The sequence below is a fragment of the Maribacter litoralis genome (genome assembly GCF_902506355.1).
GTDB classification, from domain to species: Bacteria; Bacteroidota; Bacteroidia; order Flavobacteriales; family Flavobacteriaceae; genus Maribacter; species Maribacter litoralis.
In genome coordinates this window covers 3,660,168-3,672,560 of the sequence record NZ_LR733271.1, presented here as the reverse complement: position 1 = coordinate 3,672,560, position 12,393 = coordinate 3,660,168, and the positions used below count along the sequence as shown (strand labels likewise).

The 12,393-nt window shown below is 31.7% G+C and carries 13 protein-coding genes; 4 read left to right on the top strand and 9 right to left on the bottom strand.

What is annotated here, in order from left to right:
* Nucleotides 1-27: 27 nt before the first annotated feature.
* From EXIGUO8A_RS15430 to EXIGUO8A_RS15400, 7 genes are all read right to left on the bottom strand, one after another.
* On the bottom strand, nt 28-1,200 hold the full coding sequence (locus EXIGUO8A_RS15430) for a FecR family protein (RefSeq protein ID WP_159303840.1): 1,173 nt from the start codon (nt 1,198-1,200) through the stop codon (nt 28-30).
* 143 nt (nt 1,201-1,343) lie between these two features.
* Nucleotides 1,344-1,898, bottom strand: a complete 555-nt coding sequence (locus EXIGUO8A_RS15425) for an RNA polymerase sigma factor (protein ID WP_159303839.1) — start codon at nt 1,896-1,898, stop codon at nt 1,344-1,346.
* A gap of 1,397 nt (nt 1,899-3,295) precedes the next feature.
* Nucleotides 3,296-4,945: a hypothetical protein gene (locus tag EXIGUO8A_RS15420; RefSeq protein ID WP_159303838.1), complete on the bottom strand. Its 1,650-nt coding sequence runs from the start codon at nt 4,943-4,945 to the stop codon at nt 3,296-3,298.
* Between the two features lie 332 nt (nt 4,946-5,277).
* Nucleotides 5,278-5,733, bottom strand: coding sequence for a response regulator (locus tag EXIGUO8A_RS15415; protein ID WP_159303837.1), 456 nt, complete (start codon nt 5,731-5,733; stop codon nt 5,278-5,280).
* A 240-nt stretch (nt 5,734-5,973) separates the two neighbouring features.
* The gene (locus EXIGUO8A_RS15410) at nt 5,974-7,248 is read right to left on the bottom strand and encodes a Y-family DNA polymerase (protein ID WP_159303836.1); all 1,275 of its coding nucleotides are present in this window, start codon (nt 7,246-7,248) and stop codon (nt 5,974-5,976) included.
* Nucleotides 7,245-7,610, bottom strand: a complete 366-nt coding sequence (locus EXIGUO8A_RS15405; RefSeq protein ID WP_099192157.1) for a S24 family peptidase — start codon at nt 7,608-7,610, stop codon at nt 7,245-7,247. Before EXIGUO8A_RS15405 ends, EXIGUO8A_RS15410 begins: the two co-directional genes overlap by 4 nt.
* An 18-nt stretch (nt 7,611-7,628) precedes the next feature.
* Nucleotides 7,629-7,904, bottom strand: coding sequence for a hypothetical protein (locus EXIGUO8A_RS15400; RefSeq protein WP_159303835.1), 276 nt, complete (start codon nt 7,902-7,904; stop codon nt 7,629-7,631).
* 296 nt (nt 7,905-8,200) lie between these two features.
* Here EXIGUO8A_RS15400 and EXIGUO8A_RS15395 point away from each other — a divergent pair, with 296 nt between their 5' ends.
* From EXIGUO8A_RS15395 to EXIGUO8A_RS15380, 4 genes are read left to right on the top strand one after another with little or no spacing between them, the layout of a single operon-like run.
* A complete protein-coding gene (locus EXIGUO8A_RS15395) occupies nt 8,201-8,722 on the top strand; it encodes a DUF421 domain-containing protein (RefSeq protein ID WP_159303834.1) in 522 nt (173 codons plus the stop codon).
* 4 nt (nt 8,723-8,726) lie between these two features.
* The gene (locus tag EXIGUO8A_RS15390; RefSeq protein WP_116768855.1) at nt 8,727-9,002 is read left to right on the top strand and encodes a SemiSWEET family sugar transporter; all 276 of its coding nucleotides are present in this window, start codon (nt 8,727-8,729) and stop codon (nt 9,000-9,002) included.
* A complete protein-coding gene (gntA, locus tag EXIGUO8A_RS15385) occupies nt 8,983-9,648 on the top strand; it encodes a guanitoxin biosynthesis heme-dependent pre-guanitoxin N-hydroxylase GntA (RefSeq protein WP_159303833.1) in 666 nt (221 codons plus the stop codon). The genes EXIGUO8A_RS15390 and gntA overlap by 20 nt, the downstream gene beginning before the upstream one ends.
* The gene (locus EXIGUO8A_RS15380) at nt 9,645-10,226 is read left to right on the top strand and encodes a DUF1989 domain-containing protein (RefSeq protein ID WP_159303832.1); all 582 of its coding nucleotides are present in this window, start codon (nt 9,645-9,647) and stop codon (nt 10,224-10,226) included. Before gntA ends, EXIGUO8A_RS15380 begins: the two co-directional genes overlap by 4 nt.
* A gap of 135 nt (nt 10,227-10,361) precedes the next feature.
* On the opposite strand, the gene EXIGUO8A_RS15375 is transcribed toward EXIGUO8A_RS15380, so the two are convergent.
* Both EXIGUO8A_RS15375 and EXIGUO8A_RS15370 read right to left on the bottom strand, forming a co-directional pair.
* On the bottom strand, nt 10,362-11,513 hold the full coding sequence (locus EXIGUO8A_RS15375; protein ID WP_159303831.1) for a hypothetical protein: 1,152 nt from the start codon (nt 11,511-11,513) through the stop codon (nt 10,362-10,364).
* Nucleotides 11,500-12,327, bottom strand: coding sequence for an alpha/beta fold hydrolase (locus EXIGUO8A_RS15370; protein WP_159303830.1), 828 nt, complete (start codon nt 12,325-12,327; stop codon nt 11,500-11,502). Before EXIGUO8A_RS15370 ends, EXIGUO8A_RS15375 begins: the two co-directional genes overlap by 14 nt.
* Between the last annotated feature and the right edge of the window lie 66 nt (nt 12,328-12,393).

Here is a 12,393-nt window from a genome sequence, read left to right as displayed (position 1 = left end):
TTTACTTAGAATTGTTTATCCCATAGGCTATTCTGTTTTTTTAATAGTTATTGTTTTTCCTTTAATTACGTAATTGAAATTTGTGTGTGTTTGTATTATTTTTAAAATAGATTCTATATCCTCCGAATCAAATGCACCGGTAAAATGACGCTCTTCTAAAGTGTTATTTTCATTAATTATGGTAACATTATATCGTCGCTCTAATTTTTTGATTATTTGAGACATGTTTTCCTCTTCAAAAGACATAATACCCTGTACCCATGATACATATGGAGATACATCTACATCTTTTATGGTAAACGAATCTTTGTTCTTTTTAGAATTTGTAATTTTCTGAGATGGCTTAAGCATCATTAAACTATTCTCATTTAACCTAAGTTTATCGCCTACCCCAACAGAACCTTCAACCAAAACGACCTCTATTGCGTCATCGTTTTCATAAGAAGAAATATTAAAAACAGTTCCATAAACCTGAGTATAAGTTTCATCTGTTTTTACAATGAATGGTTTCATTGGATTTTTGGAAATCTCAAAATACCCCTCACCTTCTAATGCAACTAATCTATTATACTCTCCTAAAAAACTTGAAGGATATGTTAATTCTGAGCCAGAATTCAACTTTATAGTAGAACCATCTTCTAGACTTACAGATATTGTCTTTCCATATGGTACATTCAATACATTTTTATTTGATTTATGATTTGCAGATATTAAGCCTTCATGGGATAAAACCCCATCCTTTATACGAATGCTAGTAGTAGCTTTATCGAATTGTATAAGGGTATCTTGGTCTTTGTTAAGATTTATAATTTCTCCATTGTATAATTGAAGAGTAATCTCATTGACATCTATTGCAGAATTTAATACTTCTGATGTGGAACCATTAAATATATAATATGTTGTAGATGCTACTAAAACAAGAACTGCAGCGGCATACTTAAAGAACTGTCTACTTCTATATAAAGGAATACTTTTAGAAGCTTTTTTACTTTTGATTTCGCTTAAAAATTCACCAAAGGCCGCTTCTGTATTCCATGTAGCTTTTTGATATCTTACCTCAAAGTCATCTTTGACTATAGTTTTAAAAATCTCTTTATTACCCTCTTTTTTTACCCATTCAAATAATAAGGAGATTTCATCGGGTGTTGCTTCCTCTCTAAGATATCTTGTAATTATCGTTTTAATATCAAGCTTGGTCATGTAAAAAATTTTAGTCCCTTCATAAAAGAGACGCATCATTTTTTAAATACCCTTACTTAAAATTGACTTTTTTAACATTTTTAGTGCGTGAAGAATAAGTTTAACGTTATAAACACATACATAAAGTTAGCATATGCTGCATATTAAAGAAATATCGTTAGTTGTGTTCTCAACCTTTTTAGAGCTTTGGACATATGAACTTCGACAGTTTTAACAGAAATATGCAACTGTTCTGAAATCTCTTTGTATTTCATTCCATGCTTTTTTCCAAGTAGAAATACTTTTCTACATTGATCAGGTAAGTTTTCAATTTCGTTTTGCACCAATTTAAGACGATGTTCAAATTGTACATTGTCCAATTCAACAACTTCAGAATAAGCCTCCCTCTTAAGGTTTTCAAGAAATTGATTCTTTTTATTTTCGTTCCTCTTTGAATCTATAAACAAATTATAGGCCATTCTAAAAAAATATGGTTTCAACCTATTCTTTTTAATTTCTATTTTTTTTCTTTTATCCCAGAAGTTTATAAAAGATTGTTGAGCGATTTCCTCCGCTAATTCAGTATTTCCACATATGGCAAACAAATAATTACATAACTCATTATAATACTTTTTAAAAAAGTAATCATAAGCAGCTTCAGAACCTTTTTTAAGTCCCTTTAAAAGCAAATGTTCATTTCTGTAGTTGTTATTGTCCATATAGATGATTTTTATAAACCACATCTAATAAAAATTAAATCGATTTATATTATACAATAAACAAACTAGCCTAGGTTAGTTAGTAGAGGCTTCAACATCGTATATCAAAAATTCCCAACTCGATAATTTTGACCATAGCAATGCTATACAACCTTAAACCATAGATTACTCTATGATAATGACTGATAAATAATTCAAATATGTAAAAAGAAACTTCTGTGAAGTTAAATAAAAAATATAAATAATTACCAAAAGCTCACATCATCGACAGTATTATCATCATATCCATATCATTTTATGTAAAAATTGTATCAATATTAATTTTGAGCTCATTTAAATTATAAAATCAATTAAACCCTTTATTTTATTAAACCTATTGCACCATAACAAAACAAGTAATCCGGCTAACTAAACACCAAATATTAATCAAGCTAAAGCCTCTAATTTCTCAACAAATAGTTTTGTAATATTTCGGAAAAGTCATTACATATATATTTCTCTAATGTATTATATTTGAGAAGATAAATTTGTTTAATCAGCGTATACGCTACCGAATACGATTTTGACAATAAAAGTCTTGAAATTGTAGTAAAATAAGGGTTTTTGGACAATTCATAACCCGGAGGTCGGGGGATCGTGCCCCCCTCTCGCTACACTGGTAAAACGTACGAAAACAACGGTTTAGTTCACTCTAAACCGTTTTTTTATGTCTATATTTCAGCTTGCAATTACAATTGAACTCGAAAGTGAACACGATTTAGAACACGATTTGTCTACAAAACCAAATTTTTCAGTACCAAAAATCTATACCGCCAAAGGTGATCTTTCAAAAAGATAGTACGTCTATTTTTCATTTAAGACTCTTATACCAAAAAATTGGTTCGAAAAAAAATGGTTACAGATCCAATTACTTTTAGGTCATAGTTCAAGTAAAACAACTGAAATTTAATCTCATGTAGCTACTAATACTTTTAAGAAATTAAAAATCCATTAGATTAGTATTACTATATAATAAAGGTTTCAAATGGGTGAAATCTACGATACGGGAAGTGAATATGTACACCTAAGTAATCAACACTTTTATTCCTTTGAAAGAATAAAAGACTCTGAACAAATTGAAGGAGGAATTCTATAAAAAGATGAACTAGTATCAATAGATGAAAAAAAAGCAGGAACCTATTAAATGATTCAGAATTCAAAAGGAATAAGAATATTTATAGGAGATATATTAGAAAACATAAAGTACTTTGCCTAAAACCGTTACCAACTATTTAAACATTAAGATTTTAAAAAAAAAAATTAATATATGAACGGGAAAAGAATAATTGAGCTAAATTTTAATTAAAACAAAAAGTGCAGCTAATGCTGCACTCTTTATTATAAATTATAAATTTTTACTAGTAAATTAAACTTCCTCCAATAGCTGCTACCGCTGAAATAATTGTAGTAATCACTAACCACCAGGATGCGGATATCGCCGTTTTTCTTGCGTGTTCAGCTTTAATAATTGCTTTTCTCTCTAGTATTTGAACGCGTTGTCTTGCTTCTGTTTCTATTTTATCAACTTTTTGTTCTACACTTTTCTTAACGTTTGATATTGTTTGAACTACATTATCCATTTGATTTTCATCGACATACTTACTATTGGAAATGTAATTTTTCACGTCGTCTATATCAACAGCAGTTAATTGATTTTTCAAATCTTTTAAACTTTTCTTTGGATCATATAGAATTGACTTTAACGACTTACTCAATTCATTGAAATCGAAAGAATAATTGTTAGAACCAACATTATTTAAGTAAGCTGTAACTTTATTCTTTAAATTTTCAAGCGTTCCTTCCCCATTGTCCAAATGAGTACCAATACTTTTCACCACGTTCATAAAATTATCGGCATAACCATTAATATCATCCTTACTAAGGTTACTATTTTTTGACAGAACATCCACAATACTATTTCTATCCAATCCTTCTACCTTATCCAATAGCATAGATTTCACCATATTTGGATGGTTTAACGCTCCTTTTAATAAAACACCTAAACGACCAACCGATAAGTCTGATGGTGTTGCATTTGATAAATAGTCTTGAATTTTTTTGGTTTTGGAATCGATAACTTCACGATCCAAAGCACTAAATTCTTCCACTACATTCTTAGCCCCTTCAACTTTACTATCTTCCTTGTTCATATTATTAGATATTGAATCTATAACTTCTTTAAGCTTTTTTATTTTAGACTGCTTGCCATTATCAACATTATTACCATTTTCCGACAATAACTTATTCACCATTTGTTGTATGGCAAACCATTTAGTTGATGAATTAGTTGATTTGGATTCTTTGGCTATGTCCTCAAGATCAGCTTTAATGCTATCAAATTCAGGAATTCTTTCATCAACCTTTGTAAAAAAATTATCCATTACGGAATTGATTTTTTCTGAACTTATTCCTGTATCAAATTCCGAACGTACTTTATCTATAGTATGGTCTAAAATATTATCTACTTTCTTATAAGGAGAAGTTTCAAACATCGATGATATCGCATTTGCACTATTTTTAAAACCTGAAGTTACTGCGGTTACCAAATTACCCAATAAAGAACCCACTATTTTAGTTTCTAAATAAAACAGAATTAAAAAGAAAAGCCCCCAAATTACCAAGGCAGTGGTAATATTTGAAAAAGTAGACTCCACTACATTGATTTTAAGTGCCAATGCCGTTGCACCGAATAATGCTATACTTGTAGTTATTAAACTCCAAATACCAAACATAGAGGTGTATTTTACCCCCACATTTATGTTATGATCATTGTTATTGTCGCTTTCATCCATTTCCACCTTGGACTTCGCATAACTTTTTTTGAAATTACCTACAGAAGTGACACCTGCAGCCACTGAAATGGCGGTTAATATAATCTGAAATATTAAGGCCAAAATAACACCTGATAAAATGGTTACGAAAAAATTTGGTGTAATGTCCACATCATTGATTATTGGTTGTTGCATCAATGTATTTACAGTATTTAAAAGTATTGTAGTATAGAACATAGTTTATATTTTTTATTAGAATTATTACTACAAAATGACGAATAAAACAGAATTCCAGTTCGCTCTAATAATTTCAATTTTAACGTAATAGATATTTTCTACTTTACCAATACCTACTATTGAAATCAAGATGTTACAAGAAGTATATCAATATTTTAATGGTCAAAATTCCAAGATGTATTAGTATCAAAAAAGGTATATGTCTTTTGGATAACAAAAATGCCGATGGATATCCATCGGCATTTGTACCATTATTTTATTTCAGATAAGATCAACAAAGTGACCATTTTTGATTCGCTATCATTAGTAGTCGATATTAATGTAATATATCATCAAACTACTATATTAATTAATGCTGGTGCACTATTCGCATTTCTTTTTAAAGAATTAAAGGTTCTATCTAAAGATGACACTAAAGAATCAAATGAAGCGGTTTTTCTTAAATATCTATTGGCACCATACTCGAATAGTTCTTCTATACGATCAATATCGAATTCAGTGGAATATACAATGATAGGAACGTAATCAAGTAAGGGATTCTCTCTCATTTTAATAAGACAATCGCTCCAGTCCATTTTAGGCATGTAGAGGTCTAGAAATATTACATCTGGCTGTGTTTCACTATTTTCCAACCTGGTCAATAAATCGATACCATTATTGAATACATTTAATGTTAGAGGCGTATCAATCTCTTTCAATGCATCTCTAAATATTTCTTGGTCGGTAACGTCGTCGTCTGCAAGGTATACAGACCATTTTTTTTGGGTTGTATTATTTATAGTTATCATACTGTAAGCGTTATGTTTTAAATGCCAATTACAGGCATTTGAAATTAATTAAGGAAATATAGCTAGCGAATATAAAATCAACTTTCAATGAATAAGAATCCAATAAAAAATTTAATTGATCTATTTAGTTATACCAATGGTTTGTATTGCCTCAAATTGAAGCTCCTTTATACGAAGAACTAAAGATGTGTATTTGCTAAAAATAGGAACATCAACTTTTTAATTCTAGCAATACAACGTTTAATTCTTTTTACCAATGGTCATCAATTCACTCCATTGCGTAGTGTATCTTGGACTACGATGCTCTTTTATCAAAGCCCATTCTTTGTTTCTATTTCCTACGGTCGCAACTTTCAATTTATTCTTTCCAAATTTGCCATTCAAATTATCTATGACCGTAGTAATGGTGTCATTTTCGCTTTTATGGGCATTCTCAAAAAGATTGGTCTGCACTTCATACTGGTGCACCAACTGCGTTAGGTTAACTCCGACTTTTTTATAACGATAACCTGGCTTAAAAATTTGTTTTAAACCAATTATAGCCTCCTTGGTTAATTTTATAGTGCTATCGGTCGGTGTATCTAGATTTATAATTATTTTGTTTCTATACTGCTCATCGACTGCACTATGCTGATTGGTCTGCAATGATATTTCAATTTGAGAAGCAAGACTATTTTGTTGTCTTAACAAATCTGCAACTTCAGCTACATAATAACTACAGGCCTCTTCAATAAGCGTATAGTCCCTTAATTTAAATCCAAAAGATTTCGCTGTTCCAATGCCCTTTTTTGCATTTGGTTCTGTCTCTAGTTTCAAACAAGGGATATTGTTTAACTCTCGCCATAAGCGTTCACCTATTACGGTCATTTCCTTTCTCACCCAGGCAACCGGCATATCTGCAAAATCCAAGGCGGTATAAATTCCATTTTTCTGTAGGCGAATAGCATGTTTTTTACCAATTCCCCAAATATCCTTTACTTCAAGATTACGTAATAAATGTTGTCTTTTATGCTCGTTGTCCACTACATAAACATTATTGTTCACGGGAATTTTCTTAGCAAATTTATTTGCTAGCTTAGCGAGTGATTTTGTCGTTGCAATTCCAATGCCCACGGGTATTCCGGTATTTTTATAAACTGTATCCTTAATCGTATGGGCCATAGAATCGTAAGCATCCATTTTTAAACATCCTAAATCCACAAAGCTTTCATCAATGCTATATTCTTCCACCCTCGGCGAAAATGTCATTAGTGTATCCATTACTCTTCTCGACATATCACTATACAAGGTATAGTTAGATGAAAAATAGGTAACATTGTTTTCGTCCAACAATTTTTTGATTTTAAAAATCGGTTGAAACATAGGTATATCTGTCAATGCCTTTGCCTCTTTATTGGCTGCGATTATACATCCATCATTATTACTGAGTACTACTACTGGTCTGTTAATCAAATCTGGTCTAAAGACTTGTTCGCAAGATGCATAGAAACTATTACAATCTACCAATGCTATCATAGTACAGATTTTATAATGAAGGTTATGGTACCCCAAATGTTCAATTCTGATGTAGTAGATCCATCAATTCTTATAATCTTAAAGCTATCGTCTACCGCTGCCAAGGTCAATTGATTAAATTTTGGGGTCAGCGATTTATCTACAATTAAAACATCATTGGCAAAAACATTGAAATCTTTAAATTCATCATTTACGACCCGAATAAAAAAAGTAGCCGATGAATTGGACACCAGTACCTCGTTTAGATCTATTCTAGGTTCACTATAGTGTGTTGCGGGACTAGAAAAACCCGTTTGAGTTGGTCGCTGCACCCTATAATTATTATCCGATTTTTTAATTAAACAATTATCTATATCAATCATAAATTGAAGATTTTACTATTATTCTTTTCTTTCTCTTACCCAGTGTTCGTGGGGTACGTTCCAAAAACCTAATACGGGCATAATTCTAAAAATCACTCTAGATGGATATTTGTAGTACAAATAAATATCATGCGTATCTATTTCATATTCTATAAAAAAACCGCTCATTGAAATAGGCTTTTGGTTTAATAATCCTAAATCCTTTAATGCACACTCATAGCGCTCCTTCCCTACTTCCTTAAGGAGAGCCTTAATACTAGTGATATTATAATTTCTAAATACAGTTTTGGACATTTTCCAAATTTCAGGAAATATTCCAAATAATAAAATAATAACTAGAAAATATTATCAACAACATATAAAGGAGAGCATTTCTATAGAACAGGTAAATCGCTAATTCGAAATTTAATTTAAATGTAAAATACCCCTACGCTTAAGTTTAAAAGTAATTTGACACATAAACCATCCTAAAGACATATCAACCTCACAAAATTTGATGCTTATCAATAGCGTCATGGATAAAAACGATTGAGGTAATCGATAGCTATTTCCTAATCTACTTTTACAACCAAATCAATTCAATTAAAAAAATGGAAAACTGGTTATACGCATCATCTGATATTATTACTAAGGTGATTTTTACCGTATTGGTAATATTTACTTTAATAATTGTAATCACACGAGTTTCAGGTTTAAGAACCTTTGCTAAGATGTCAAGCTTCGATTTCGCTTCCACAATTGCTATAGGGTCGATTCTTGCATCAATTGTTCTAAACCCTGATCAGTCTATTCTTAAGGGAGCGGTTGCCTTAGCTGTAATCATATTATTTCAAACCATATTTTCCTTTGCAAAGCGAAAATCTGATTGGTTCAACAATCTATCTACCAACAAGCCCATGTTACTAATGGAAAATGGTAAGTTTTTAATGAACAATCTTAAAAAGACCAACATTAGTGCTAATGATGTGTATGCCAAACTGCGTGAAGCCAATGTCAAAGATAAATGCGAGGTACTAGCCGTTATTTTGGAAAGTACCGGTGATATTTCAGTAATTCATGAACATAAGGAAACCCCTCTTTCTGAAGAGGTGTTGACAGGGGTGCAAAAATAGTATAATGGAAACTTCTGAAATAATTGGAACCCTCGCAGGAATATTTACCACAATCGCTGTAATTCCACAAATTTTTAAAGCAATTAGAACTGACAAAGTAGATGATATCAGTCCGCTGTTCTTTTCCACTTTGGTTCTAGGTGTTGGTCTATGGACTGTTTATGGAATATTAAAATGCGATTGGCCAATAATAATTACGAACGGTATTTCTTTCATGTTGAACCTAACCATGATCGGAATCTACTTAAAAAACAAATTCTATGGAAATAAGCACATTTGATAATATAATCACTATAGAGGATATGGTAAGAGATTTTATTCTTGATGACCATCCTTGTGTTATGGCTCAAAGTCTTGTCGCTAATGATAATCTTACAATTCATAATTACGGCAATTTTGAAACTGTAACTATACCTCATATATTAGAAGATTTAAACAACTACTTAAATGACATTGATGATGATTCAAAAAAATTTCAAACATTCATCGCAGTATTTGAAGATGATGAATTTGAAACTGAATTAGCCTTTGAAAAAGCATTGTGGAAATTACTTTACCAATTACATAAAGAAGATTACTGTAAATGGGACAAAAGCACAGATTCTGATGTGTCATCATCAAATTTTAGCATGAGCATCTTAGGAAATTCTTTTTATATCGTAGGAATGCACCCTAAAGCATCAAGAAAAGCTAGGTCATCACCAGTACCGATGATTGTTTTTAATCTACACAATCAGTTCGAGATACTTCGCAAATCTAATCGCTATACTCGTGTAAGGGATTTGATCAGAAGCAGAGATAAAGAATATCAAGGTTCCATAAATCCAATGTTGGAAGATTTTGGAACCAATAGCGAAGCAAGACAATATAGTGGAAGAGCAGTAGATAACAAATGGAAATGTCCATATCAATTCGATACTAAATGATAATTATACCACCAAAATCCGGAGCTTCATTAGAACTTAAAAAAGGTCAAATACTCAAGGTCGTTGACATTGAAGGCATGCAAGTATCTGATATTTTATTTTTGAATAAAGCGGATAAAGAAGAAAAAATATCTTCAGGCAAAACATTTGATTTTGAAGAGTCTATCCTGCTTACGAAAGGGAATTACCTCTGGAGTAACAGGAGTAATAAAATGGTAAAAATCATAGAAGACACAAATGGTAGAAATGATTTTTTACTTGCACCCTGCGATAGGAAAACGTTTAAACATTTTTACGGTATGGAAGAATATCATCCAAGTTGTTTTGAGAATCTTTACAAAAACTTAGAACAATACGGTATCGGTAAAGATGACATACCAACCGCATTCAACATATTTATGAATGTTGTTTTCGAAAAATCTGGAAAGATAACAGTTGACCCACCCACATCAAAATCAGGAGATTATGTTTGTTTTGAAGCACAGATGGATCTAATAGTTGCTTTGACCGCTTGTTCTGCAAAAGACAGTAATGGTGGCAGTTTTAAACCCATTGGTTATGAAATAGTAGATAAATGAATATTTTTTTTAAAATCTATAACTGGAAATTAATTTGGCGCTCTTCAAATTATTAACGCGAATCAAATAATAGTATTTTAAACAGTAGTTTCTTGAATTTCGTAATGCATTGCATTTAATTAAAATGAACTATCACTATAAAGAAACATGGGGAAGCATAATCGCGATTCGAATTTTTCCTGAATCGAGAATTTCAATATTAAACGTACCGCCATGTAATGAGGTTATTTTCTCACAAAAAACCATATCCAAGTTTATACCCATACGATGCCCACCTGCATGGTGTACCATTTCCTTTGCATCTTCATTATTTATTTTGGGTTCCACCATTAGCAAAATTTTCAACTTACCAATTTCTAAATTTGTGGGGCTCTTTGTCTCTTTTGCAGAAATTCTCGAAGATAGGTTCATTGATTTCACCCCATTTGAACCTATAAGCCGACCAATCAAATGAAATAGTTCTGTAAATAATATAGTGATCTTATCCTCATCGCCATAAAGCGAATTTATTTCTAAATCATATATAAAATCATACGTTGATAAAGGGCTCTCGGTTTTTATCGATTCTATAATACCCGTCAAATTAACATGGGCCTTTCTTAAGGTATAATACTCAAGTTCACTATATTGCTGTAATCTTTTGGTCAATGAATGCCCTCGGCCTGCGACTTCAATAATTTTATTTAGGTTATGCAGTACATCGTCCATACTATTTAAGCTATCAGCTTTTAAAATAGTTCTACTAGCAAAGAGCTGAATTTTACGCAATGGTTCTTGTAAATCGTGGGAAATCATTTTATTCAGTATACGCAATTCTTTATTGGTCGTCTTTTCTTCACGCAACTGGCTTTCAAGTTCTTTTTGAATTTTTCCGAGCTCATTATGGGCCAACATCAATTCCTTATTTTTTAACAAGGCTGTTTCCGCTGCATTTTTTGCCTCGATAAGACCACTTTCAAAATCACTTCTCTTATTTAAAATTAAACCCGAGATATGTATTTGACTAGCATCCATAGACATATTGAAAAGGAAAGGATATTTAGTTCCATCTTTTCCTGTCAAACTCAACACAATTTCTTGAACCTTACCCTTACCCATCAGAGTAGGATAAAAATGAGTTTTATAAAGAATTCTACTGCCTGTGCTTAAAATTGAATTGATACTAGTATTTTCCAACTCTGAAAAAGTATAGCCTAGTTTTTCAATAATATAAGAGTTTACTGCCAATATCTTTTCATTGAGATTTAAGCTGATTACCCCACATGGTAACAAATCATAGTCCGGCATCTGTTATAAGGAATTTTTCGTTGAAAAGTTCTTTCTTAAGAACCTCAATAGTCTCTTGCGGATGACTTATATGTGGGCAGTGACCAGAAGCCTCCATATAGGTAATTTTACTGTTGGCTAAGTTATCCTTTACATATTCACCAACTTTTTCATTTGCTATATCATCTTCTACGCATTGAACTATAAGGCATGGAATATTGACCTTTTTTAAGTCTTCCCTATTGTCAGAAAAAAAAGTTACCCTTGCGAAATTTTTTGTTATACTCTTGTCCATAGAGCAAAAGCTTTCCGCCAATTCATTGGTTAGGTGAGATTTTTCAGGGTTTTTCATGACCACAGGAGCAAGATAATTTGCCCATTCAATATAATTTGAATCAAGCAGTTCCAATAAATCTTCCAATTCACTCTCTTCGAAGCCTCCTTGATAATCTCCAGTATTTAAATAACAACTGGAAGGACAAATCATTACCATGGAACGAAAAATTCGTGGTTTTTCAATAGCGGCCAAAACCCCTATCATTGAGCTTACGGAATGACCAATAAAAATGCTCTGTTCAATATTAAGATCTTCACAAATTTCAATTATATCTTGGGCATAACCTGATAAACTTCCATATCTATCCTTATCATAACTAGATATATCTGATTTTCCACATCCAACATAATCAAAAACCAACACTTTGAAATGTTTTTCCAGAAACGGAATAATATAACGCCACATTGCCTGATCACACCCAAAACCATGGGCAAGAATTATGGTTTGGTCTCCATTGCCAAACACTCGTACATTATTTCTGGTGGTTACTGTAGACAATATATTTGATTTAGGTTAAGTGCAAGTTAGACAAATAAAATTGACTTGTTCATTGATCATCATCGA